The following is a 24,161-nucleotide window of genomic DNA, read 5'->3' on the forward strand; positions in this document are numbered from 1 at the left end:
CTCGCGATGCGCAGGATACACGACGCGGACGTGAGACGCTAATGGATCGTGAGAGTGGGCCCCGCCCGGCCCCGGCCCAGCGATGCCAGCGCCAGCTGGCTCTCCAGCGTCGAGAGCACGGCCTCGAAGGCCTCCCGGACGCGTCGCATCGGTACCGTGTCGGTCTGGAAATTCGCCGTCGGATCGCCGGCGTCGCTGTTGGCCCGCAGGTCCATCGCCAGCGGCACTGCGCCCAGGAAGGGCACGCCGAGCCGCTGGGCCATCTGCTGCGCGCCGCCGCGGCCGAAGATGTCGTACTCGGTGCCGTCGTCGGCGATGAAGACGCTCATGTTCTCCACCACGCCCAGGACGGGGACCTCGAGCTGCTCGAACATCCGCACCGCCCGGACCGCGTCGTCCTGCGCCACGCGCTGCGGCGTGCACACCACCACCGCGCCCGTCAGCCGCAGCGTCTGGGCGAGCGTGAGCGGTACATCGCCGGTGCCGGGCGGCAGATCGATGACCAGGTGGTCCAGCTCGCCCCAGTCGGTCTTCTCGACCATCTGCTTGACGGCGCCGTGCGCCATCGGCCCGCGCCAGATCAGCGCCTTGTCGGCCTCCACCAGCTTGCCGATGGTCATCGACTTGACGCCGTGGGTGTAGAACGGCTGGAACCGCCCGGCGATGGTGCTCGGCTCATGGGCGGCCAGCCCGAGCATCGCGGGCACGCTGGGCCCGTAGATGTCCGCGTCGAGCAGGCCCACCGCGTGGCCCCGTCGCGCGAGCCCGACGGCGAGGTTGGTCGCGATCGAGCTCTTGCCCACGCCGCCCTTGCCCGCCCCCACCGCGATGGCGAAGTTGGCCGCCGGCGCGTCGCTCGCCGCGGGCGCGGAAGGCGCGGGTGCATCGTCCGGCGCGCTGGCCGTGTCGGCGGGCCGCAGCGCGCCCCTGGGCGAGGCCTCGAATTTCGACGTGCGGACGACCGTGCCGGCATCATCCACGAACTCGACGGTCAGCGCACGGATGCGCTCGCCCGCTCGGACCGCGCCCTGGCGGATCGCCTCCAGGCACGCGGCGGCGACGGCCTCCATCGCCTCGGGCTGGTCGCGCAGCGATGGCAGGTGCAGCCGCACGGCAACGGACCCCTCGAGCACCGAGACCCATTCGAGCCGCCCCTCATCGACGACGTTGGCCGGCTCGCCCGCGGGCGTGACCGCCGAGAGCCACCGCCGGATGTTCGCTTCCGATATCACGAGCCGCGTCCGGTCATACTTCGACATCCCCCCGTGGCATCCACGCGCTGCTGCCTCGTCGTCCAGTAATGGTATCGGGACGACGCTGCAATCGGCCGCGGCTCCGGCCGTTGTAGGGGTGTCGGCCGGCCGCATAGCGTCACCCGCCGGGCGACCGAGACAGCCCCGACGTTCCGCTCGCAGGAGGTGCCCCGTGCCGCACGCAGCAAGCCGACTCATCGCCCTTTTCGCCGTTGCCGGCCTCGCGACGGCGGCCGCCGGACAGGCCGAGCCACACGCCGAACCAGAGGCCGAGGCGCAGGCCGGCGCCCCGGCGCCCCCGCTGCTCTCGGGCCCGGAGGTGCGGGACGAACGGCTGCCCGGGGCCGAATCCTCGTTCTCCGAGGCGCCCGGCGCGATGTCTCGTTACGCCGACCGCACCGTGCCGCCCCGCGCCTTCCGACGCGCCCTGGGCGAGCTTTCGGCTCCGGACGCACCCGAGAACATCCGTCTCTCCGGCGCGCAGCGGGATCGGATCGGCGGCCTGGTCCGCGCCTACGAGCGGGAGGTTGCCGAATTCCGTCGCACGCACGCCGACGAGCTCCGCGCTCTGCGGTCCGCGGGCCGCCGGGGCGAGCGCGGCGCGGACGGCGGCGACCGCCCGCGTCCGCCACGTTCCCGCGCCGAGCGCAGCCGCCCGGCCGACGCGCAACCCGGCGAGATGGAGGCGCCACGCGAAGCGCAGCGGCCCGGTGATCGCGCACCTGCGCGCACCGCGGCGGGCAACCCGTCCGCGCCCGAAGGCCTCCGAGAGCGCGCCCGGGAGCTGCGGGCGATGATGCCGAGCCCCGTGGACACGCAGAACAAGATCTGGGCCGAGCTCAACGACGACCAGCGGGCGCACCTCGAGGCGGTCCTCGAGCGCTTCAGCGCCCAGCGGGACCAGCAGGCCGAGCAACGCGACCGCGAGCGATACCGCAAGCAGATCGGCGATCGCTTCGCCGAGATGCCCGACGCCCCCGCCGGCGACGCCACCGAGCTGCGGCGGTGGTTCGAGGCCCAGCCCGAGGATGTCCGGCAGCGCGTTCGCCAGCGGCTCGAGGCCATCCCGGCCGAGCGTCGCGAGCAGCTGGTCCAACGCCTCCAGCAGATGTCGCCCGAGCAGCGGCAGCGGCTGCTCCGCCGGCTCCAGGCGGCCCAGAGCGAGGACCGCCCACCCCGCCGGCGGCCAAACTAGCCTCCTCGCCGGCGCCGGGCCGCGAGACCGTCGCGCTCCGCCGGCAGCCAGCGGTCACCCAGGTTGGGCCCGTTCTGCGGTTCCGTCTGGTGAAATAAATGTTGTGATTCCCCCTAGACGTCGCGCCCGCGGCGTCGCGTGTTATCGGTGGTTGGCGGTTCTCGATTCTCGCGATGATGCGGGCGGATTGCCCTTCGAACGACGCTTGGGGCCCTCGGCGGCGGGAGGTGCTTCCACCCGTTCGGGGTGAGCTAAGGCCTGCTGCCGCCGAAAGATGCACAAGCGATGGGGTGGCACTGCCCGATAAACCGCTTAGTATCGAAGATCTCTCTCTCTCCTCCAGCGGGGTGCCGTTTAGCGGCGGTACCCCGCTTTGTTGTTCGGCCGGCATTCGCCTTGCCCGCGCCGCCGCGACACACTTGCCCATGAATGAGCGCGTCCTGCTCACCGGCGCCGCCGGCTTCATCGGATCGCACGTCGCCGAGATGCTCCGCGCCCGGGGCTGGCAGGTCATCGGCGTCGACGCGCTGGACGGCTTCTACGACCGCGACCGCAAGCTGGCGAACTGGTCGCAGGCGGCCGGCGGCGAGCCACTGCACCGCGTCGACATCACCGACGCCGCCGCCATCGGCGAGCTCGTCGCCCGCACCAGGCCCACGGGCATCATCCACCTGGCCGCCAAGGCCGGCGTGAGGCCCAGCCTCGCCGACCCCGCGGGCTATGCGCTGCACAACGTCGTCGGCACGCAGCACGTGCTGGATGCGGCCCGCACGCACGGCGTCGAGCGCCTCGTGCTTGCGTCGTCGAGCTCGGTGTACGGCAACAACCCGAAGGTGCCCTTCGCCGAGGACGACGATGTCTCCGCGCCCATTAGTCCGTACGCCGCGACCAAGCGCGCCTGCGAACTGATCGCGCACGCCCACCACGCCGCATCGGGCACGCCCGTCGCGATGCTCCGCTTCTTCACGGTCTACGGGCCCAGGCAGCGGCCCGACCTGGCGATCAGCCTGTTCATGCGCGCGATCGCGCACGGCGAGCCGCTGCGGGTCTTCGGCGACGGCGGCATGAGCCGAGATTTCACCTACGCCACCGACATCGCCGCCGGCGTGCTGGCGGCCTACGACCGCATCCCCGAGCACGGTTACCGCATCTGGAACCTCGGCAGCGATGCGCCGGTGACCGTCCTGGAGCTGGTCGAACGCGTCGCGGCGGTCGTGGGCCGGCGGCCGACCATCGAGCATGCTCCACAGCCCACGGGCGATGTTGATCGCACGTGGGCCGATCTCACCCGCAGCCGATCCGAGCTGGGCTACGCGCCCGCTACGCCGCTCGACGAGGGACTCCGCCGGCAGTGGGCCTGGCTGGCCGACCAGCCGCGGATGGCCGCCCCGCGGCAGCCCGTCAGCCGTTGATCTCCCGCGACGCGTCCTCGCCGGCGGGCTTGAGGATCTCCGCCCACATCCGCCAGTACTCGTCCAGCTCCTCGGCCGTCGCCACGCTGTGCCACACGATCACGCCGGCGGCACCGTTCTCGGCCAGGATGCGGAACACCTCGCGGTGCTGGAAGTATGTGACCGGCTGCAGCGAGATGTCCTGGGACGAGTAGTACACCGCCGAGTGGATGGGGATCACCGGCTTGCCCCGGGCCAGCCGGACCGCCTCGCGGACCATCGACGAGAGCCATTCCTCGTGGCCGCGCACCGGTATCTGCCCGGGCTTGAAGCCGCCCTCGGGCGTCTCCGGCAGCACCTCGAAGGGCGGATAGATGCGGGGCGCGACGAAGTCCGCCGCGTCGTACAACCACTGGTTCTGGTCGTTGAGCAGGCTGGCCTCGTGCGTGAGGTCGCCGTAGCCCTTGACGCCCGGCGGCGTCAGATCACTGTTGACCAGCACCTGCGGGTAGTTGTAGAAACCCCACTTGGCCCGCGGCCGCAGCCGCTTGCAGGTGTAGAGCGTCGTGAGCATGAAGTTCCGCACGTGGGCCTCGTAGGTGGCCTCGTACACCCGCTCGGCGTCGGCGGCGGAGAGCCCATCGACCAGGTGCGGGCGACGCTCGCGGATGAAGTCCCGCCAGTCGTCCTTGAAGTCGGTGTCGAGCGCGTCGGACGGTGCCGACGACGGCTGATTCGACGTCCGCTCCCACAGCGCCCACCAGGCCTCGTAATCGATGACCACGTAGCCGTCGAACCCCGCCGGCACGAGCGATGGCATGCGCTGCTCTAGCGAGCGGACGTGCAGCGCCATGCCGCGGCGGATGACCGCCATGTGGTGCGGCCCCTGGCGACGCCAGATGCCCAGCTTCCATCCGCCGATGTCGATGATGTTCTTCTGCCACACGCCGCCGCTGATGTCGATGTCCTCGCGCGGCAGGCCCAGCGACGAGTGGGCCGCGAGCTCGACGTGGAAGGCGAAGCGCTGGCGGGATTGCTCGGCCCCGGTCCCCGAGAACTCGGCGACGCCGCCGGGCCCGGCCCCCGCGACCGCCAGCGCCAGGACGGCCAGGCCCAACGCCGCCGCCGCCCGCCTCACCGAGGGTCCGACCATGCCGCCTCGCCGTGCCATGCCGACTTCCCTTCGTGCATGCCGACCCGGGAACCATGCCCGCGGGCGGCCGCCGGAACCATACGAGTCCTCAGGGGCGTATCGGCCCCTCCCGGGGTGGCCCGCTCCCGCGGGGCCGCGGCAAGTTCCGCCGCGTTCCAGCCGAAGGGAAGATCTGGCGTGTGCGGCCTGCGGGGATGCGCCGGGCACGCCCGACGAACCCCGGGGCCCTTGGATGCGTCTGGGTTGTCGGCGTCCCGCGGCCCGCAAAGTGTTTGGAATATGTTCGAGCTACAAGACTATCTCGACGTCGTGCCCCTGCCGGTGCTGGTCCTCGCGCCGGTCCTCGCGGGCATGGCCTTCATGTTCTGCCCGTCGCGGATCCGCCTGCCCATCGCGCTGACCATCCTGCCGCCCTTCCTGCTGGTGGGCCGCCTGCCGATGCTGGGGCCGCCCGCTCTGGCCGCGAAGGCGCTCGGGTTCGCCATGCTGCTGGCGGTCGCGGCGGCCGCCATCGCCTCGCCGGGGCGGAAGCGGAAGCTGCCCCCGATCGCGTACGGATACCTGCCGCTCGCTCTGGTGGGCCCGGTCTTCCTGGTGACGGCGGAGGACAACACCTTCCCGCTGCTGCTCTCGGTGCAGTGGATCTGCATGGTGCTCGCGACGCTGGCCGTGACGCGGACGATCGTCGACCGCGATTCGCTGATGCTGGTGCTCGTCTCGCTGGCGACCGGCTTCACGCTGTCGATGCCCATCATGCTGAGCGCCCTGGTCACCGGCAACTGGACGTTCACCGGCCACTCGCGATTCGAGCCCTACGGCGCGTCGTCGCTGCAGGTGGGCATCATCTTCACCATCGCCGCGGGCCTGGGCCTGTACCTGGCGTTGCGCGGCAGGTTCTGGCCGCTGCGTCTCATCTGGCTCGGCACCGCCGCCGTCTCCGCGGGCCTCGGGCTGCTGAGCGGCACCCGCTCGGTGATGATCACGATGGTCGGCGTCTGCGCCCCCCTTGGCTTCTACATGATCCGCCGCCCGGTGCTGGCCATCCCCATGATTGCGATGATGCTGGTGGGCGTGGCGGTCATCATCAGCCGCGTCGATGCCAACCCCTTCCATCGCTACCAGACCGTGGAGACCGCGCGCGGCGAGCAGGCCGTCACCTACATCCGCGAGTCCATCTCCCAGCGGCCCATGACGGGCCTGCTGGGCACCAGCGGGCTGCGTGCGGAGAGCGACGAGGATCTGGGCTACCACGCCCACAACGCCTACCTCAAGATGGCCTACACCGGCGGCATCGTGCTGCTCGCGCCCTACCTGGTGCTGGCCTTCGTGTCGTGCCTGGCCGCCTTCCTCGTGTGGAAGAACCGGGCACTCTTCGACGTCGACCCGCTGCTCATGAGCGTGCTATTCGCGTTCCTGCTCATGGTGTATGCGCACGGCATGGTGAACCACATGATCTACCTGGCGACCAACAGCTGGGCGTTCATGCACCTGCTGCTGTCCATGCTCTTCATGAGCTGGGCGGGCGAGATGCTCCGCTTCAAGCGAGACAATCCCGCCATGGCGACCATGCTCCTGAGCCAACCCAGGCTCGCGACCTAGGGCCGCGACGCCGCCTCGGTGCGCAGCCGCTCGTACTTCGCCCGCGTGTGTGCCGGATCCCAGATCGGGTGCGGCCGGCCGAGCAGCGCCGCCAGGGCGCGATGGTCGTCCTCGAGCGCGTCCAGGATGCGGTCCACGCAGGCTGCCGACGGCGGCGGCGGCGGCGGCGGCGCCTTGGGCGCCAGCCGCAGCCGCAGCGCGTCGCGGAGCGAGTTGGGCAGCATCGGCCGCAGCCGGCGGTACGCCCAGGTCTCCCGCAGCGCCATCGCCCAGCCCGCGTCCACCGAGCGCTGGTCGGCCGCGTTGAAGCGCGTACCTGCGTCGATCCGTTCGGGCCGCGGCTCGAAGCCCAGCACCGGCGCTAGCTCGCGGGCGACCTCGGCCCGACGCGTCACGAACTCCTCGAACACGTAGACGTGTAGCTTCTCGCGGCCGAATTGCTCGATCCAGGGCTCCAGCTGCCACGCGTACCGGGTGAACGCGATCGCGTTGGGATCCTCGTCGACGAAGCGATCGACCTCGCGGGCGCCGGGATGGTTGGTGATCCAGTGGTGATGGTGGCTGACGATCCGGGCGACCGGTTCGCGGACCAGGTAGATCAGCGTGATGTTCGGCCCCAGGACCTTGCGGGCGCGCTCGGCTGCGCCCGTGAACCGCGGCATCCGCGTGTAGCCCGTCGAGGCGTCGCCCCGGGCGTCGCCGTCCTTCGAGCCGGCGTAGAGCGCGGCGTACTCGGCCAGGCCCGCGTCGGTCAGCACCGCGTCGTCGACCAGGCTCGTCGGCTCCTTGTTGTACGGCAGGAACACGCCGGGCTGCGTGAGCAGGTCGCGGTACAGCGTGGTCGTGCCGCACTTCTGGGCGCCGATGATGAGGAAGGTCGGTAGCTTCACCCGCGGCGCTCCCGGTGCGTGCCGCCCAGCACGTCGCGATAGCACGCCAGGGTTTGCTCGGCGACCTTGGGCCAGGTGAACCGCTGCCGCACGAGAGCGGCACCCGCTCTGCCCATCGCCTCGCCCGCGGCCGGATCGTGCAGGATGCTCTCGAGCCCGAGGGCCACCTGCGTGGCGTCGAGGTCGGTCTCGATGCCGGCGTCGGCCTCGGTGACTTCGGGGAAGTGGCACGCCTTCGAGATCACCACCGGCAGCCCGAGCGCCAGCGCCTCGGTGATGGCGATCGAGAAGCCCTCCTGCCGGCTGGGCAGGCAGAACACCGCCGCATCGCGCAACGCCGCGAGCTTGTCCACGCCGTATTGCGGTCCGACCACGTGCACGCGTTCGCCCACGCCGAGCCGGGCCACCTGGGCCTCGAAGGGCGCCCGCTGGCCGTCGTCCGGGCCGGCCACGACGAGCCGCGCGCCGGGCACGCGATCGAGCAGCAGCGCGAATGCGTCGGCGAGGTAGTCCAGCCCCTTCTTGTGCGCCAGCCTGCTGAGGAAGAGGACGTACGGATCGTCGCCCAGCTCCGGGTGCGCGGCGCGGAACGTCCCGGCGGGGGGCGTCGCGTCCAGCTCTTCCAGGAAGATGCCGTTGGGTATCACGCGGGTCGGCGTGCCGTGCAGCACGGGCCGTGCCAGATCGGCCTCGTCGCGGTTGAGCATGTGCACGAACGCGGCCCGCCGAAGGAACGCCCGGTGCGTCGTCGCGAGTACCAGCTTCTTGCGCCACGGCTTGACCGACAGCGTGTACGGATCGAGCATGCCGTGCGGCGTGATGACGTACGGGATGCCACGCCGCCGCGCAACGCGGGCCGATGCGGGCATCATGAACTCCCACATGCCGTGGGCGTGCAGCACGTCGACGCCGCCGTCTGCGAGCGCCGCGAAGGTGCGCGCGGCGCTCGCGCCCGTGAGGCGTTCCGGCGGGGACGGCTCGGCGATCCACTCGACGCGAACCAACTCGCCGCTCGGCGTTTCTTTGAGCAAGCCCTCGGCGCGCTCGCGGCCGTCGCGATAGCCGTAGGCCAGCAGCGTGGCCTCGCAGCCCAGCCGCGCCTGGGCGGCGGCAAGCCGGGCGGCGACGATGGGCGGGCCGCCCGCGGCCGGATCCAGCCGATCGATCAGGTGCACGATCCGCAGCGGCGTCACGTTGCGTCGGCCCCATCAGTGGAGTCGCCGGCGGAGTCGGCTCCCTCAATGGGCGGGCGGGCCTTGACGAACTGCGCCGGGTTGCCCATGAAGATGGACCAGGGCGGGAGGTCCTTCATCGCCACGCCGCGGGAGCTCAGGATCGCGCCCGCGCCGACCCGCACCGCGGGCCCGACGAAGGCGTCGGCCGCGATCCAGGCGTCGTCCTCGATGATGATCGGCGGCCGCAGCAGCGGCATGCCGGGCTTGGTGTAGTCGTGCGAGCCGGCGCACAGGTGGGCCCCCTGGCTGATGCTCACGCGGTCGCCGATGGTCACCGGGCCCAGGCAGTACAGGATGGCGCGATCGCCGACCGAGCTATCCCGGCCGATGGAGAGATTCCAGGGGATCTCGACTCGCACGCTCCGGCGGACGCGGGCGGTCGGGTGGATCTGGGCGCCGAAGGCGTTGAGCAGCGTCCGCCGCACGCCGTACCAGTTGTGGAACGTGGTGCGGAACACCAGCTCCTGCACCACGCTCCACAGCACGCGGGCGATCTTGGCCTTGGTCGAGTAGGGGCTCGCGGCGCGGACCTCGTTGCTGGCGCCCTCCGCAACGAAGTCGCCCGCGCGCATCCGCGCCGCCCTGGGTGAGGACGGCTCGGGTGCCGCCGGCTCCGACGTCGTGGGTTGGGCCGCCGCATCGGTCATGGCGGCGGCGCTCCGGCCTGCTTTGCGTTCATCCGCTCGGCGATGAGCATCTCGCGACGCTTGGCCACCGACATGAACTCGTACCACGCCATGTTGGTCGCCATCACGAAGCCCGGGTAGCCGTCGAGGATGCCCCGGCGGAACAGGTAGTCGTAGGTGAACCGCAGCAGCGGGCGTCCGGGCAGGTTGCGGGCCCGCTTCTTGAGCCAGCGGTGCCGCTCGATGGTGGTGCCGAAGAGGCGGGGCGTGACGCCGCCCTCGTCCCTGGCGTCCCAGGCGTGGGCCTCCCAGGTGGTGTAGCGGTTGTGCTTCTCGATCCAGGTCGTCAGGTCGGGGTAGGCGTAGTGCAGCATGTCGTGGTGCAGGTAGCCGGCCTCGCCCGTGAGCAGCACGGGATGCTCGTGCACCTCGTTGTCGCCCGAACCGGTGTCCCCCAGGTCGCCGATCCGCTCGTAGCGGGCGAGGCGGTGCTTGAACAGCCGGAGGTTCCAGCTGGGGTACCAGCCGCCACCGCGGAGCCACTTGCCAAGGAACATGAACCTGCGGTTGAGCCAGTAGCCGTCGCCGCAGCCCGGCTTGGCGGGCGTCTGCGTGCCGGCGACGACCGCCTCGATCTCGCGCGCCAGCTCGGGAGTGATGTGCTCGTCGGCGTCGACGATCAGCACCCAGTCGCTCCGCCACGGCACGTGCTCGAGGGCCCAGTTCTTCTTCTTGGGCCAGCCGACGCTCCGGTCGTAGCGGAACTGGTAGACCTCGGCGCCCGACGCCTGCGCCAGCGGGATGGTGTCGTCGACCGATTGGCTGTCGATGACCGCGATCTGCCGGCACCATGCCAGCCGGCGGGCGCAGGCCGCCACGTTGGCCTGCTCGTTCTTGACCGGGATGAGCGCGCTGACGGGCACCGAGCCCTCCGCCGGGTAGCCCGACAGCGGCGGCAGCCCCACGACCCGCTCCCGAAAGCGGTCGAGGTCGGCGTGCGGCGGGTCGGCCGCGGCGTCGCCCGCGAACCGGTGCAGGTTCGCGGCGGAGGCCTCGTCCGTGCCGGCGCTCGGCGTGTCGGCGACCTGGCTCACGGCGTGGCTCCCGTCTGGGCGGCGGTGGGTGGATTCTCGGACGCGCCCGATCGCTGGTCGCTCCGGCTGCCGAGCTGCTCGTCCAGCACCTCGCGGCAGGTGCCCCACTTGTAGTCGGCCAGCAGCCGCCGTAGCTTACCCTCGGTCGATGCCAGGCCCACGTAGCACTTGAACCGGCGGTCGGGCGGCATGGGCCAGCGGGGGGCGTCGGGAGCGAAGTCTCGCGGGTGCAGATACGCCACCGTGGGCCGGCCGGCCCGGGCCTCGGCCTCGATCGCCCGCTGGATGATGCCCAGGGGCAGCAGCCGCAGGTACCCCCCGCCCGAGTAGGCCAGCCTGGGCCTGCCCAGCGGCGGCGGCGACCACACGGACATCGGCAGCTCATCGAGCACCGCGCCGCCGGGTGCCGTCACGCGGTGGGCGCCCATCGGGCACGGGTAGCCGCCGTGGCCCCGGGCCGCGGGGAACAGGCTGGCGTCCCAGGTGATGCCCTGCGCGGCCATCTCGTCGAAGGCCCATTCGCACCCGGGCGTGATCGAGAACGATGGGGCGCGATAGCCCTCGACCCGCACGCCGGCGGCATCCTCGATGGCGCGGATGGACAGCCGCAGGTCGTCGGCGAACGGCTGGCGGCCCAGGATGCCGACCCGCTCGTGCATGTGGCCGTGGCTCGCCAGCTCGTGGCCGGCCTCGGCGATGCGGCGGACGAGCGCCGGATGCCGCTGGGCGATCCAGCCCAGCGCGAAGAACGTGGCCCGCACGCCGGCCTCGGCGCACAACTCCAGGATCTGGTCGGTCCGCCGCTCCACCAGCGTGTGCTCGGCGTGCAGCGCATCCCATCGCGCCGGCTCGAGGCCGTCGACGTCCACGATGTGGAACCAGTCCTCGATGTCGAAGGACAGCGCGTGCCGCATGGAGCGAGGGTTGTTGGGTGCGCCTGCCATCAGAACGCGTCGTGGTCCAGCAGCGTGAACCGCCAGTTGCCGGGGTCGTTGGCCGGGGCACGCTCCGCGTCGTCGGCCGGGAAGACGAGCATCTGGTATTGCTCCCCCTTGGCTTGGATGTAGCCGCCGCCGCGGAGGGCCTCGCTCGCGGCCCCACCAGCACCATCGAGCCACAGCGCGACGTCGGCGTCCCGCTCGAGCAGCGAAACCTCGACGGCCCCACGCAGGGCGGCGAGGGTGCGCGCGTCATCGTCGCGTGCGGCCAGCTCGAGCAGCGCCCCGGTGTGTACTCCGTCCCCCCGCGACGCGGTGCGATAGATGGCGACCCCCTCGATGGCCCCGCCCCGCCGTGCGAGCACGAGGCGGTACGGCTCGCCGTCGATGCCCACCGCGAGCCGGGCCCGCAGCAGGTCGGCGGTCCACGCCGTCGAGATCCGATCGCCCGAGCGTTCCGCGAGGAGGTCGGCAACAGCGTCGAGCACGAAAGTGCCCGCGTGGGCAGCGTCCTGGACGTGCTCCAGCTCGATGCCGGTCGGCGGCTTTGGCCGCCGGATCCTCAGCCGCCACAGAGAGTCGCCAAGCGGAGCCAAGGCTCGTGCCCACGCCACCCCCTTGTGCTTGCCGAGCAGCCGGAACGGCCGCAGCGGCTTGATGCGCACGGGCCAGGTGCAGGCGACGGCAAAGCCGAGCTTGAGGTGGCCCTCGGCGACCGACGGGCGGCGGTTGCCGGTCACGATGGCGGCGATGCCCAGCTCCCGCATCGCCTTGCGCATCGCGAAGACCAGCTGGGGGTAGAGCATCAGCCGGCGGTGTTCGGGCACCACGAACAGGTGCGCCCAGTAGCCCACGCGGACCTCGCCGCGGCCGGGCCAGCGCATCGATCGCAGGTACAGCGCGGTCATGCCCGCGGGCTCGCCGTGCGCGGAGGCGATCCACACGGCGATGCGCTCGGGATCCAGATCGCACAGCGTGGCCGACACGTGTGCCTCGCGGCGGCCGTCCTCGTCGCGCTGCGCGAGCAGCAAGGCCAGGTCGGGCAGGTCGTCGGCGGTCGCCCGGCGGAGCTCCACCCTCGGCTTGGCGGCGGTGGCGGTCAGCGCTTGGCCTCCACGCGATCGGCGAACGCCTGCGGCGACAGCAGCTCGCCAACCTCCTCGGGATCGAAGGACACGCCGAAGGACTGCTCGAGCGCCATCACGATGTTCAGGTGCGCGAAGCTATCCCAGGCCTCGACCGAGTCGGGCGACGCATCAGCGGCGATGTCGTCGGCGCCCAGCGTATCGGCGATGATCCGGCGGGTCTGGCTCAGCACGTCGTCGGCCATGGAGGTCTCCGTGGGCGGTCCGCGGGAGGGCGCGTCACGCGGTCTGGGCGGCGCCCGCGATCAGGCGGCGTTCGATCCACTCGGGGTTCTGGAGATCATCACCCGTGATGTCTCGGGACCACAGCGCCCCACCGTCGGTCCCGCGGATGACCTCGAATCCGTGGTCCTCGTAGATCGCCCGCGCGGGCGGGTTCTTCTTGGTCGGGTAGAACCAGCCTTCGAGCCGGGAGGCGCCGGCGTCCCGCGCGTGCTCGGCCACGGTCGCCAGCATGCACGTCTCGACGGTGCGGCCGATGACGCGGCAGGACATCAGGAGGGTGTCGAGGTGCCACGCGTCGCCCTCGATCCTCGCGATCACGACGCCGACGATGCCGTTGTCGCCGAAGCGGTCGGCCACGCGGATCCAGTACACGCTGCTGTCGCCATCGCGGGCGAACGCCTGCACGTCCTGCGTGCTGTAACGCTTGGTGGTCATGTTGAGCTGGTTGGTTTTCTGGGTGAGCTGGGCGATCCGCTCGACCGTAGCCGAATCGGTCGTTTCGTCCACGATGCCGACCTCGGCGACCATGGCCAGCGAGCGCCAGTAGTCCTCGAGCGACGTGGCCGCGCTCTGCAGCTCGGTGCGCTGCCGCTGCTCGACGTACATGCGGCCCCGCGATCGGTCGTCGTCGCTGAGCGCCAGCCGCTCGAAGAGCGGGCACTCGCGGATCGCCCGGAGCATGTGCTTGGGGTCGGCCGACGCCGGCTCGAGCACCATGACCTCCGGCGCCAGCGTGCGGACCAGCTCACGCTCGACGGGGTTGTCGTCGAGGAAGACCAGCGAGTCGACGCCGATGTTCAGCTCTGCTGCGATCTCGCGCAGGTTCTGGGCCTTGTCGGTCCAGTTCACGCGGACGGCGGCCAGGTGCTCGGGGCGGATGAGCATGTGCGGATGGCTGCGGAGCACCTCGTCGGCGTCGCCCGGGTTGTTCTTGCTGCACAGCGCCAGCACCACGCCGCGATGGTACAGGTCGAGGGCGGCCCGCTGGATGGCGACGTAGTGCGCGCCGGGGTGCTCCACGCCCAGCTGGATGCCGTCGGGCCCGTCCTCGCCCACGATGCCGCCCCACAGCGTGTTGTCGAGGTCGAGCACGAGGCACTTGGACTGCCGGCCGGCGATGGGTAGCAGGAAGCGGGACCACTCCCGTGCCAGCGGCAGCAGCGCGTCGGCGGCCAGCGGCATCCGCATCGTGAGGAATTTGTCCTCGTCGTGCCAGCGCTCGCGGCCGTGGCGGGCGACGAGCGCGTCGTAGTCCAGCACGTGCACGCCGGGGACTTCTGCCGCCGCTGCGCGCAGCCGATCGTTGATGCGACCAATCGCCTCGGCTTGCCGCGCGTGCGTGCCGTCGCGGGACTCGAGCGCCACGCCGAGCGTCGGCCACGCGGGCTGCTCGAGCGTGTGCACGACGAGGTGGGCGGCCGAGCGATCGCGGAAGGTCCGGATCAGCGAGGCCAGCTCGCTCGCGACTCGATCGGCCTCGGCTAGCGCGTCGTCGCGGGAGAGGCCCGCGGCGCCGCTCCAGAGAATGGGCGCGATGTCCCGCGTCTGCACCGCGAGCACGACGGCCTGCGGCGCGGGATCGGCGTAGGCGATGCTGCGGGGGTCGAGCAGCTCCTGCGTCCAGGCGTTGAACTCGCCGAAGCGGATGCGCAGGTCGACGCCAAACTCGGCGGCGCAGGCCCGGGCCAGCGGTGCCACGGGCTCGAGCGTGACGCTGCGGAGCACGAGCAGGTCGAGCGTCGGGGCGCCCAGAGCCGCGGCGAGCTTCTGGAAGCGGCCCGCGACCCAGGGGGCGGCGGCCGGATTGGACCGCCAGAACGCGTTGAGGGCGTGTTGCGCGGGGCGGGCGGCGTCGGCGTCTTGCAGCGCGCGGGCGATGGCCTCGTCGATCGCCTCGCGGGAGGGCGGGGATGGCTCTGGCCGGCCTGCGCTGCTCACCGTGTGCATCCTCCGCCGCGGGCCGGATCGTATGGGGCGCCACCCGGCCGCCCCGGCTCCGACGCACCCGACGTACGCCGCCGCCCACCGGCAAGATCGGCGATTTCGGCCGATGGGTTGGGGCTAACGCGACGCTCCGGGGGCCCCGGCGAGTTCCGGATGGCGGCGGGCGATGGCGGCCTCGACCGCGTCGCAGAACTCGCCCAGCAGGCGGGCTTGCGTGTACCGCTCGTCGATGAAGGCCCGGGCGCGGCGACCCATGGCGGCAAGCTCCCCCCGCGGGGTGTCGAGGATGGCCTCGATCTGCCGGACGCAGGCGTCGGCATCGCCGTGGGGCACCCGCCAGCCCACGCCCTCGCCCGAGAGCAGATCGGTCACGTGGCTGGGCTCGGGTCCGACGAACAGGATGGGCCGGCCGACCGCCATCGCGCCGTAGACCTTGCACGGATGCACGCAGCCGACGACGGGGTCGACCATCGTGACCAGGTGCACGTCGGCGGCCGACAGCGAGAACCGCAGCCGCTCGAAGGGCTGGTAGGGCAGATCGACGATGTTGCCCGGATCGTGCTCGGCGATGACGCGGCGGACGTCGGCCTTGCCCAGCCCGCCGCCGATGAACATGAACACCACGTCCTCGCGGTGCCGCAGCGCCAGGGCCGCGTCGAGCACGGTCGTGACGGGCGTGGTCATGCCGTGGTTGCCCGAGTACATGAAGACGAACTTGCCCTCCAGGGCGTGCTCGCGGCGGAAGTCGTTGTCCTCGTGGGCCACGGGCTGGACGTGGTCCTCATGCGGCCAGGGCGGCAGGATGGTCATCCGCTCGCCGACGGCGGCCTTGCGTTCCAGCCGATCGGCCATGAAGCGATCGAGGGCCACGACGCCGTCGCTGCGCCGGAGCGTGACGCGGTTGAAGAAGTCGAACAGCCGCGCGACGGGATGGCGGGCGCTGATGACGCCACTCTCGATGAGTTGGTCGGGGTTGAGGTCCATCACCCAGAAGGCCAACGCGGCGCGCTTCAGTCGTGCCAGCGTGGCGCCGAAGACGCCGGCGAAGGGCGGCGCCGTGCTCACCAGCACCCCCCGCACGCCGCCCACGAACAGCCCGCGGGCGAACGCCTGCACGACGAAGAGCAGCCCGGCGAGCAGGCGGAGGGGCAGGGCCCGCTTGCCGAAGCTCGAGAGCGGCAGCCGGCGGATCTCGACGCCGTCGCGGGTCTCGCGGGCGGGATATCGGACCGTGGCGTCCTCGTAGCCCCGGGCCGCCGCGAGCACGACCACCCGCCAGCCGCGCCGGACCATCTCGGCCGCCGCGTCGTGCATGTGCTGGCCGACGCTGGCCGGGTCCGGCACGTACACGAGGCTGATCACGACGAGCGTGGGCCGGGGCTGTGGGTCGTCTGCTGGCATCGCCGGGGTGGCCATCGGTCAGCGGGGCGCCCGGGTGTAGGCCGGGGCGCCGAATCGGGCCGGCCGCGATGGCCGCCGGTCGTCAGCCGTCGTTGACGTACTTCTTGAGTTCCTGCACGACATACTGCAGGGTGAGCTTGTCGTTGCCGTCGGGCATGTAGGTCATGCCCCGCTCGAGGCTCTCGATGGCCTGGCGGGCGACGTCCTTGCCCGCGCCGCGGATGGCGGCGATCTGCTCGCGGGCCTCCTGCTGCTTGGCGGGTGGCAGCGAGTTGAAGTCGATCTCGGCGGCGCCCCCGCTCTGCTCGGCCTGCTTGGCGGCCATCTCCTTGACCTCGGCGGGCGGCTCGAACGCCGAGGCGTCGAGCTTGTTGGCCTCGAGGGTCTTGACGGTCATGGCGATGGGCTGGGGGCCCATCTGGGCCGACTCGACCATCGCCTTGTGGAAGAACTTGACGCCCTCGACGGCCTTCCAGTCCTCGAAGGCGACGGTGGTGGTCTGCTGGCCCATCGGGCCGGCCTCGGTCTGGCGGAAGCCCACGGGCATGCCCGTCTTGGCGTCGTAGAACATGTGGCCCTCGCTGTCGCCCTCCTTGGTGACGTAGAGCACCTTGAAGCTGTCCACGCCGCGGAAGGACTCGCGGCCCACGGTCTCGAACTTCTCCAGCTCCTCGTCGCGCATCCCGATGGGATCGATCATCGCCATGTGCATCGACGCCTGGTCGTTGAGCTGCTCGGCCTGCTCGTCGGGCAGGATCATGTACTCGCCGGTTATGGGGTTGGTGCCCCAGGCGATGGTGCCGTCGGTGCCCATCGAGGTTTCGCCGAAGCCGCCCATGTTCATCTTGACCAGCCGGCCGCCCGCGCGGGCCCACGCGGTGTCCATCTCTATCTGCATGCCCATGGCCTCCATGGACATGACCACGCGCAGGCTCTTGATCTTCTCGAGCTTCGAGCGGCCGCCGACGGCCTCGACCGCCTTCTCGGCGAGCTTCGCGGCCTTGGGCAGGTCGGCCTGTGCCTGCGCCGATGCGGACACGGAGTTCTGGGCGAGTGCGGGCAGGCCCGCGACGCCGAGCGTCGCGCACAGGGTCAGGGCAGCGATCGTGGTCCGCATGGCGAGGTCCTCTCTTGCTCTGGAATGGGTCGTGCTCGGGAACGAATGTGCGGTGCCGGGTCGTCCTAGACGACCCGCGGGTTCATCGCGCAGCGCCAGCCTGCTCGGAATGCCTGGCGTGCGCGCCCTTGGGTGCGGCCTCGCGCTTCGGCACGCTGCCGTTGTACTTCTTCATGTGCTCGTCGTAGATCCACTTGTAGGTCCGCTCCATGCCGTCCCGCAGGCGGATGGAGGGAGCCCAGCCGATCTCCCGCTGGATGAGCGTGTTGTCGCTGTTGCGGCCGTTGACGCCCTTGGGGGCGTCGAGGTTGTAGCTGCGATCGAGCTTGATGCCGGCGATGTCCTCGACGATGTCCACGAGCTGGTTGATGGTGACCAGCTCGTCGCTGCCGAGGTTCAGGGGCTCGATGCTGTCGCCGTGCATGATCCGCTGGCTGCCCTCGAGGCAGTCGTCGATGTACATGAACGAGCGGGTCTGCTTGCCGTCGCCCCAGATCTCGATGGAGTGGTCGCCGCTGAGCTTGGCCTCGATCACCTTGCGGCACATGGCGGCGGGCGCCTTCTCGCGGCCGCCCTCCCAGGTGCCGAAAGGGCCGTACACGTTGTGGTAGCGGGCGACCCGCGTGTAGATGCCGAAATCCTCGCGGAAGTGGCGGCACATCCGCTCGCTGAAGAGCTTCTCCCAGCCATAGCCGTCCTCGGGCAGCGCGGGGTAGGCGTCCTCTTCCTTCAGCGGGACGACGTCCTCGTCGACCTGCTTGTCGCCGTTGTACACGCAGGCGGACGAGCTATAGAAGAACTTCTGCACACCGGCGTCGCGGGCGGCCATCAGCATGTGCGTGTTGATGAGCACGCTCAGCATGCACTCGGCCTTGTGGGTCTCGATGAAGCCCATGCCGCCCATGTCGGCGGCCAGCTGGTAGACGTGGGTGGCGCCGTCGCAGGCCTTGTGGCAGGCGTCGAGCCCGTTCAGATCGGCCACGAGGTTGTCCGCCTCGCCGTGCACCTGGTACCACTGGTCCAGCGGCTTGCGGTCGACCGAGCGGACGCGGAAGCCCTGCTTGAGCAGATCGGCGGCCAGGTGCCCGCCGATGAACCCGCCCCCGCCCGCGACGACCACCAATTCGCCTGCCATGTGCCCTTCCTCCCGGTGCTGGTCGTGGGGCTCCCGGCGCTGCCACGGGGCGCAAGGGGCCTCCGGGCGTCCGCCGCCAATCCACGAATATTGATGTTATCGCGTCCGCCGAACGCCCGCGGCCGGCGCGGCTCGGGGTTCCCATCGCCCCGCGGCGGTGCTTCGTCACCGGGACGTCCCCGGTTCGGCGTGGCTCGCCCGGGGCCCCTCCCGCACCCAGGCGTCGTCGGGCTCATAGCCCAGGCGTCGGAGGGCGTGGCCGGCGTGCCGCTCGATGAAGGCCCGGTCGTCGGGATCCAGCGTGTCGCGCCACTTGGGGACGGCCATGCCCTTGCGGCGTCCGATAACATTGGTGCTCTCGGGCACGCCCGTGAGCCGGGCGGCCCAGATCCGCCAGCGGTGCTTCATCGCCCGGGGCAGGACGGGCTCGCGCCGCAGCGGGGGCTGGCCGAGCGCCTGGGCCAGTTCGTCCATGGTGCCGGCGGGATCGGCGATGACCCGCTCGAAGCGGAGCACCAGCGAGGGCTCGCCGCGGTCGAGCCAGGCCTCGACGTGGTTGGCCCACACCCCGGGCCTCGGCACGCCGTTGATCTCCGTGCGGATGAACTCGGCCAGCGGCATCGCGGCGTAGCGCTCGTCGTCGACCGCATCGAAGGCGTGCAGGCTCGCGAGCATCGAGCGGACGTCCCGGACGCAGTAGATGCGGATGCTGCGGGCCATCAACGCGGCGCACAGGGGGGCGGCCTCCTCGCTGGCCTCCGGGAAACCCGGCAGGCTGTGGGCCTTGAGGATCGGCATCGAAGTAGACCGCAGCACCGCGAGGCACGCCGACGGCCCGACGTGCGACGGGTGCGTCGGGCGGAAGCGGTCCATGCTGAAGTACAGGTAGCGGTGCGGATTGACGCCGGGGCGGAACGGCGGGCGGCACGCGTCGAACTGCCGCCGCAGCAGGTCCATCGTCAGGTGCGTGCCCGACCGCTGGTGGGACGCCACCAGCACCGGGCGGACGCCCGGCGGGACCAGCCCGTCGTCCGCCGCCTGCATCGCACCAGCATCTGCGTCCGGCATGCTGCAAGGCTACACCGGCGGGCCGTGCGCGCCGGCTCTGCGCGACGAGCGATCGCTAGATGGGCCGGAACGGGAAGACCAGCGGCACGAGCACCATCGCGGTGATGGTGACGATGGCGGTCATGGGCACGCCCAGGCGGAGGAAGTCGAGGAAGCGGTAGCCGCCGGGCCCGGTGACCATGAGGTTGGTCTGGTAGCCGATGGGCGTCAGGAAGCTGGCCGAGGCCGCCGCCATGAGCCCCAGCAGGAAGGGCTCGGGGCTGAGGTCCGCGTCCTGGGCGGCCTGCATGCTGATCTCGAACATGATGACGGCGGCGGCGGCGTTGTTGATGACCTGGGTGAGCAGCACCGTGATGAGGATCACCGCCAGCAGCAGGCCGTAGGGCCCCAGGCCCAGCCCCAGGATGGCGTCGGCCAGGCCGGTGGCGGCGCCGCTCTGCCGCATGGCCTCGCCCAGCCCGATGGCGGCGCCGATGACGAGGATGACCTGCCAGTCCAGGCTCCGCCGCGCCACGGTGCCCGTGACGCACCGGGTGAGCACCATCAGCACGGCGCAGCCCACCGCGGCTGACACGGGCGTGACGCTCGCGGTGACGGCCCAGCCCAGCGTCGCGAACAGCCAGTTCAGGGCCGGCGCGAGCGGCAGCGCGAGCGAGGCGACCAGGATGCCCAGGATGATCAGCGCGACCCACGCGCGGTCGTGGCGGACCACGCGGGCCTCCTCCACGCCCGACACCAGGTAGAAGTGCCGCGAGTTGCGGAAGGCCGACACGAAGCCGCGGTGCGTGCTGAGCAGCAGCGTGTCGCCGGGCTGGAGCACGATGTCGCCGATCTTGCCCTCGACCCGCCTGCCCACGCGGTGCACCGCGATGACCGCGGCGTTGAACCGCGTGCGGAACTGGGCCTGGCGGATGCTCTGCTGGCACAGCGGGCTCGATGGGCTGATCACCGCTTCGACCACGGCGCGGTTGGCCCACGGCGCCTCGACCTTCTTGACCTGGTCGGTCGCGGGCACGAGCCCGCGGATGTTGAGCAGGTCGACCACCGAATCGAGGATGCCCGCGAAGACCAGCACGTCGCCGCCGCGGAGCACCTCGTCGGGGCCGACGGCGGGGATGACCTCGCCGTTGCGCTCGATGGACGCCAGGAACAGCCCGGGCAGGTGGCGCAGCTGGGCCTGCTCGACGGTCTTGCCGTCGATGGCCGACCCCGGCTCGATCCGCATCTCGAGCGTGTACTCGCGCTCACCGTCGCCGTCGTCGACGGGGCGCCGCTTCGGCACCAGCCTCGAGGCGAAGAGCGCCATGAACGCGATGCCGGCGACGGCTGCGGGCAGGCCCACGACCGCGACCCGCCAGAACCGCTCGAGCGTGCCGGGGGTTTCGAGGCCGAATTGGTCCTGCAGCCGCGCGGCGGTGCCGGCATCGGCGATGTACTTCATGTACTGCTCGTCGAGCAGCACGTTGGTCGAGGTGCCGATCAGCGTGCACATGCCGCCCAGGATGGCCGCGAAGCTGAGGGGCATGAAGAGCACCGATGGGCTAAGGCGCGCGCGGCGAGCCCAGGCCGACACGATGGGCATCGCCATCGCCACGATGGGCGTGTTGTTCATCGTCGCCGACATGCCCGCGACGGGGATCGACAGCCGCGCGATCGCGCCCGCGGGCGTGGACGGACGGCCCAGCAGCCGGGTGGCCATCCAGTGCATCGCGCCGGTCTCGGTCAGGCCGGCGGCCACGACGAACAGGGCGGCGATCATGATCACCGACGGGTCGGCGTAGCCGCGGAAGGCGTCGGCGGGGCTCCGGAACACGCCCGCGACCAGGAGCGCCGCGAGCGCCCCGAGCATCGCGGTATCGGGCCCGATGCGGTTGCTGGCCATCGCCACGACGGCGGCCGCGATCACCGAGATGGTCAGCCAGGCGTGCGGGTCCACGAGCGTCTCCGGAGGGCGCCCGCGGGCGGGCCCGGGCGGTGTATCGGCGGTATGGTGGTACGCCGCTGAGCCCGCCCCGTTCTTGGCGGGGCGGCGGGCGTATCCCGCGGGAGGAGACCGCCATGCTGGCCCTGCTCGACGTCGCCGAACCGGCCTCCACCGCCACGCTGTTCTCGGCCGCGGGGCTCGCCGCGCTCGCCGCCCTGGTCACCCTCGAGATCGTGCTGGGCATCGACAACGTGGTGTTCCTGTCGATCCTGGTGGAGCGGCTGCCCGAGGAGCAGCAGGCCCGAGCCCGCTTCCTGGGCTTGTTCTTCGCGATGGTGATGCGGCTGGCGCTGCTGGCGGTCGTGGGCCTGATCCTGAGGCTCACGGGCACGGCCTTCGAGGTCTTCGGCCATCCGTTCACCTGGAAGGACCTGGTGCTGCTCGCGGGCGGCCTCTTCCTGATCTACAAGGCCGTCAAGGAGATCCACAAGAAGCTGGAGACCGACGAGGAGGGCGAACTGCACGCGGGCGCGAGGGCGACGTTCGCGGGCGTGCTCATCCAGGTGCTGATCATGGACGCGGTGTTCAGCCTGGATTCGATCATCACCGCCGTCGGCATGACCCAGAACCAACTGATCATCGCGATCGCCATCGTGTCGTCGGTGGTGGTGATGATGATCTTCGCCAGGCCCATCGGACGCTTCATCCACCACCACCCCACCACAAAGATGCTGGCGCTGTCCTTCATGCTGCTCATCGGCGTGACGCTGATGATCGAGGGCGCGGGCGGGCACGTGGGCAAGGGCTACATCTACGCGGCCATGGCCTTTGCCATCCTCGTCGAGGCGCTCAACCTGCTGGCGGGCAAGGCCAGCCGCAAGCGGGCGGCCGCCGCGGGCAAGATCGCCACCGTGCTGCCCGACCCCACGTCGCTGCGATCCGGCGAGAGCGGGCAGGCCGGCTAGCACGACGCCGTTCGAGATTCCGAACATAAAGCGATCAGAAACTCGCTCGACCGCGTTTCGGGCGACCGCGGCTGGCGATCTCGAGCCGTGGGAATCCGGTGGTCCGATCGCGGATCTGCCCATTCTGAGGGCCTTTGGAGCTATGCGATCGGGCCTCCGCCAGCCTTTTGGATCATTTTCTTGGTCAAAGTGCTGGCCTGTCCGAGAAGCGCGGGCATATTAGAGATGTCTTGTCTCTCTCCTCCTAAACACGGCGCCCGATTAGTTTCGGACGTCGTGTTTTTCATTGCGCCGCGGCGGAATCGCCCGCCGGCGCGATGCCCACGAGAAGTCCATCTCACAGGCAGCCGTCCGGCCTCGCCCCGGCGGCCGCGCGACGCGGGCCCGCGGAGTGGCGTCGCCTAGCGGGCGTGCTTGGGGTCGAAGGCGTCCTGCAGGGCGTCGCTGAAGACGTTGAAGGCCAGCACGAGCCCGAACATGAAGGCGGTCGCGGTGCCGATCTGCCAGAAGAAGCCGTTGAGCACCTCGCTCTTGGATTCGCTGATCATCACGCCCCAGCTGGGCTGGCCCTGCACGCCGATGCCCAGGAAGCTGAGGATCACCTCGCTCTTGATCGCCCCGATGAAGATCAGCGAGAAGTTGATGAACACGAGGAAGAGGACGTTTGGGATGATGTGCCGGCGGAGGATGTACAGCCGGCCCGCCCCGACCGACGTTGCGCTCTGCACGTAGTCCAGCGAGCGGATCTTGATGGCCTCGCCGCGGATCTGGCGGCAGGGCGCGATCCAGAACGTCACGCCGAAGGCCACGTACATCGGGATGAGCGTCTGGCTGACCTTGGTGCCGCCGGTGAACGGGACGGCGAGCTCCATCGAGCTGAACACGAAGGCCACGACGGTGAGCAGCACGATGTAGGGCACGCTCGACAGCGTGGAGTAGAGCCAGACGACGGCGTGGTCGACCCAGCCGCCGAAGAAGCCGCCGGCCGCGCCGAGGGCCGCGCCCACGCACACCGCGATGATCGCCGACACCAGCCCCACCTGCGTCGCGACGCGGATGGAGTAGATCGCCCGCCACAGGATCGATCGGCCCTGCTTGTCGGTGCCCAGCAGCACGCGGGCGTCGTAGAGCACGCCGGCGACGCCGCCGGGCACGGGCAGCAGCTCGTCCACGCTGGCCTCGAGCTCGGCGATCTCGGCGAGCAGGGCGGCCTCGGCCACTTCGAGATCGTCCTGGGCCTGCGCGATCTCCTCGAGCAGCTCCTCGCGCTCGGCCTCGTCGCTGGCCTCCTTGAGGTCCTCGCGGCCGAAGGCGATGTCGTCGAGGGCGACCTCGCGGTCGGCGTAGGTGCCCTCGTTGATCTGGATGATCTCGTCCCGGATCGTTGCTACCCGGGCGCGGACGTCGTCCACCGGTTCGTCGACCACCGTCCGCTCGGCGAACTCGATCGCGTCCAATGCGGTCTGCGGATCGCTCCGATCGAGCGCGCGAGCCACGCGGTCCACATAGAAGTCGACCTGCGCGAGGCGATCGTTGATCTCGGCGGTCTCGAAGAAGCCCGGCAGGCCGTCGGGGCCGACGCGCTGCAGCGAGGCGTCCAGCGAGAGCTCGCGGACGAGCAGTGTGTCCGAGAGATCGAGGCCGACCCTGCTCGCGAGGCCCGCGGCGAGCTGGGAGCCGACGATGAGCAGCGCCACGCTGATGTAGACCGCGATGATGCAGGTCGCGACGACGGCGGCCTTGTCCCGGACGAAGGTGCGGAACGACCGCGAACGGCGGATGGCGGCGATGCGGCCGACCTTGCCGCCCTGCAGCTCTTCCTCGATCTTGCGGTCCAGCAGTGATCCGGTGGCCACGCAGCGC

Annotated in this window: 20 protein-coding genes; 4 read left to right on the forward strand and 16 right to left on the reverse strand. The window is 71.0% G+C overall.

The window, feature by feature from the left end; all coding sequences use genetic code 11:
- Positions 1-38: 38 nt before the first annotated feature.
- Positions 39-1,232, reverse strand: coding sequence for an Mrp/NBP35 family ATP-binding protein (locus AAFX79_10015; GenBank protein ID MEO1008894.1), 1,194 nt, complete (start codon positions 1,230-1,232; stop codon positions 39-41).
- A 193-nt stretch (positions 1,233-1,425) separates the two neighbouring features.
- Between AAFX79_10015 and AAFX79_10020 the strand changes: the two genes are divergently transcribed.
- On the forward strand, positions 1,426-2,448 hold the full coding sequence (locus AAFX79_10020; protein MEO1008895.1) for a hypothetical protein: 1,023 nt from the start codon (positions 1,426-1,428) through the stop codon (positions 2,446-2,448).
- Between the two features lie 425 nt (positions 2,449-2,873).
- Positions 2,874-3,860: an NAD-dependent epimerase/dehydratase family protein gene (locus tag AAFX79_10025; protein ID MEO1008896.1), complete on the forward strand. Its 987-nt coding sequence runs from the start codon at positions 2,874-2,876 to the stop codon at positions 3,858-3,860.
- On the opposite strand, the gene AAFX79_10030 is transcribed toward AAFX79_10025, so the two are convergent.
- Positions 3,850-5,010, reverse strand: coding sequence for a hypothetical protein (locus tag AAFX79_10030; protein MEO1008897.1), 1,161 nt, complete (start codon positions 5,008-5,010; stop codon positions 3,850-3,852). The genes AAFX79_10025 and AAFX79_10030 overlap by 11 nt on opposite strands.
- A 261-nt stretch (positions 5,011-5,271) precedes the next feature.
- Between AAFX79_10030 and AAFX79_10035 the strand changes: the two genes are divergently transcribed.
- Entirely contained in the window at positions 5,272-6,591 is a 1,320-nt protein-coding gene (locus tag AAFX79_10035; protein MEO1008898.1) for a hypothetical protein, read from the forward strand.
- On the opposite strand, the gene AAFX79_10040 is transcribed toward AAFX79_10035, so the two are convergent.
- The 13 genes from AAFX79_10040 to AAFX79_10100 form a co-directional block, all read right to left on the reverse strand.
- Entirely contained in the window at positions 6,588-7,481 is an 894-nt protein-coding gene (locus tag AAFX79_10040; protein MEO1008899.1) for a sulfotransferase domain-containing protein, read from the reverse strand. The two genes, AAFX79_10035 and AAFX79_10040, sit on opposite strands and share 4 nt — an antisense overlap.
- The gene (locus AAFX79_10045; protein ID MEO1008900.1) at positions 7,478-8,674 is read right to left on the reverse strand and encodes a glycosyltransferase; all 1,197 of its coding nucleotides are present in this window, start codon (positions 8,672-8,674) and stop codon (positions 7,478-7,480) included. The genes AAFX79_10040 and AAFX79_10045 overlap by 4 nt, the downstream gene beginning before the upstream one ends.
- Positions 8,671-9,363 (reverse strand): hypothetical protein, encoded by a 693-nt coding sequence (locus AAFX79_10050; protein MEO1008901.1) that lies wholly within the window; start codon positions 9,361-9,363, stop codon positions 8,671-8,673. Before AAFX79_10050 ends, AAFX79_10045 begins: the two co-directional genes overlap by 4 nt.
- Positions 9,360-10,436, reverse strand: a complete 1,077-nt coding sequence (locus AAFX79_10055) for a glycosyltransferase family 2 protein (protein MEO1008902.1) — start codon at positions 10,434-10,436, stop codon at positions 9,360-9,362. Before AAFX79_10055 ends, AAFX79_10050 begins: the two co-directional genes overlap by 4 nt.
- The gene (locus AAFX79_10060) at positions 10,433-11,350 is read right to left on the reverse strand and encodes a polysaccharide deacetylase family protein (protein ID MEO1008903.1); all 918 of its coding nucleotides are present in this window, start codon (positions 11,348-11,350) and stop codon (positions 10,433-10,435) included. Before AAFX79_10060 ends, AAFX79_10055 begins: the two co-directional genes overlap by 4 nt.
- Positions 11,351-11,379: 29 nt before the next feature.
- A complete protein-coding gene (locus tag AAFX79_10065; GenBank protein ID MEO1008904.1) occupies positions 11,380-12,450 on the reverse strand; it encodes a GNAT family N-acetyltransferase in 1,071 nt (356 codons plus the stop codon).
- Positions 12,451-12,473: 23 nt separating this feature from the next.
- Complete coding sequence (locus AAFX79_10070) at positions 12,474-12,704, reverse strand: acyl carrier protein (GenBank protein MEO1008905.1); 231 nt, start codon at positions 12,702-12,704, stop codon at positions 12,474-12,476.
- A gap of 34 nt (positions 12,705-12,738) precedes the next feature.
- Entirely contained in the window at positions 12,739-14,682 is a 1,944-nt protein-coding gene (locus AAFX79_10075) for an HAD-IIIC family phosphatase (protein MEO1008906.1), read from the reverse strand.
- 123 nt (positions 14,683-14,805) lie between these two features.
- The gene (locus tag AAFX79_10080) at positions 14,806-16,089 is read right to left on the reverse strand and encodes a glycosyltransferase family 4 protein (protein MEO1008907.1); all 1,284 of its coding nucleotides are present in this window, start codon (positions 16,087-16,089) and stop codon (positions 14,806-14,808) included.
- Positions 16,090-16,171: 82 nt separating this feature from the next.
- The gene (locus tag AAFX79_10085) at positions 16,172-17,206 is read right to left on the reverse strand and encodes a hypothetical protein (protein MEO1008908.1); all 1,035 of its coding nucleotides are present in this window, start codon (positions 17,204-17,206) and stop codon (positions 16,172-16,174) included.
- Positions 17,207-17,288: 82 nt separating this feature from the next.
- Positions 17,289-18,341, reverse strand: coding sequence for an NAD-dependent epimerase/dehydratase family protein (locus AAFX79_10090; protein MEO1008909.1), 1,053 nt, complete (start codon positions 18,339-18,341; stop codon positions 17,289-17,291).
- Between the two features lie 165 nt (positions 18,342-18,506).
- Entirely contained in the window at positions 18,507-19,409 is a 903-nt protein-coding gene (locus tag AAFX79_10095) for a sulfotransferase domain-containing protein (GenBank protein MEO1008910.1), read from the reverse strand.
- Between the two features lie 55 nt (positions 19,410-19,464).
- Positions 19,465-21,345: an SLC13 family permease gene (locus AAFX79_10100; GenBank protein MEO1008911.1), complete on the reverse strand. Its 1,881-nt coding sequence runs from the start codon at positions 21,343-21,345 to the stop codon at positions 19,465-19,467.
- Between the two features lie 122 nt (positions 21,346-21,467).
- Here AAFX79_10100 and AAFX79_10105 point away from each other — a divergent pair, with 122 nt between their 5' ends.
- Positions 21,468-22,298 (forward strand): TerC family protein, encoded by an 831-nt coding sequence (locus tag AAFX79_10105; protein MEO1008912.1) that lies wholly within the window; start codon positions 21,468-21,470, stop codon positions 22,296-22,298.
- A gap of 401 nt (positions 22,299-22,699) precedes the next feature.
- Here AAFX79_10105 and AAFX79_10110 read toward each other — a convergent pair whose 3' ends face one another.
- Positions 22,700-24,154, reverse strand: coding sequence for an ABC transporter permease (locus AAFX79_10110; GenBank protein ID MEO1008913.1), 1,455 nt, complete (start codon positions 24,152-24,154; stop codon positions 22,700-22,702).
- Positions 24,155-24,161 lie beyond the last annotated feature (7 nt).

It is taken from the genome of Planctomycetota bacterium (assembly GCA_039819165.1).
Taxonomy (GTDB): domain Bacteria; phylum Planctomycetota; class Phycisphaerae; order Phycisphaerales; family UBA1924; genus JAHCJI01.

Excerpts from the sequence above, each read along its gene's own strand:
- AAFX79_10105 (MEO1008912.1), top strand. The coding sequence starts at position 21,468 with ATGCTGGCCCTGCTCGACGTCGCCGAACCGGCCTCCACCGCCACGCTG.
- AAFX79_10035 (MEO1008898.1), top strand. The coding sequence starts at position 5,272 with ATGTTCGAGCTACAAGACTATCTCGACGTCGTGCCCCTGCCGGTGCTG.
- AAFX79_10085 (MEO1008908.1), bottom strand. The coding sequence starts at position 17,206 with ATGCGGACCACGATCGCTGCCCTGACCCTGTGCGCGACGCTCGGCGTC.
- AAFX79_10095 (MEO1008910.1), bottom strand. The coding sequence starts at position 19,409 with ATGCCGGACGCAGATGCTGGTGCGATGCAGGCGGCGGACGACGGGCTG.
- AAFX79_10080 (MEO1008907.1), bottom strand. The coding sequence starts at position 16,089 with ATGCCAGCAGACGACCCACAGCCCCGGCCCACGCTCGTCGTGATCAGC.
- AAFX79_10090 (MEO1008909.1), bottom strand. The coding sequence starts at position 18,341 with ATGGCAGGCGAATTGGTGGTCGTCGCGGGCGGGGGCGGGTTCATCGGC.
- AAFX79_10030 (MEO1008897.1), bottom strand. The coding sequence starts at position 5,010 with ATGGCACGGCGAGGCGGCATGGTCGGACCCTCGGTGAGGCGGGCGGCG.
- AAFX79_10060 (MEO1008903.1), bottom strand. The coding sequence starts at position 11,350 with ATGCGGCACGCGCTGTCCTTCGACATCGAGGACTGGTTCCACATCGTG.
- AAFX79_10070 (MEO1008905.1), bottom strand. The coding sequence starts at position 12,704 with ATGGCCGACGACGTGCTGAGCCAGACCCGCCGGATCATCGCCGATACG.
- AAFX79_10050 (MEO1008901.1), bottom strand. The coding sequence starts at position 9,363 with ATGACCGATGCGGCGGCCCAACCCACGACGTCGGAGCCGGCGGCACCC.
- AAFX79_10025 (MEO1008896.1), top strand. The coding sequence starts at position 2,874 with ATGAATGAGCGCGTCCTGCTCACCGGCGCCGCCGGCTTCATCGGATCG.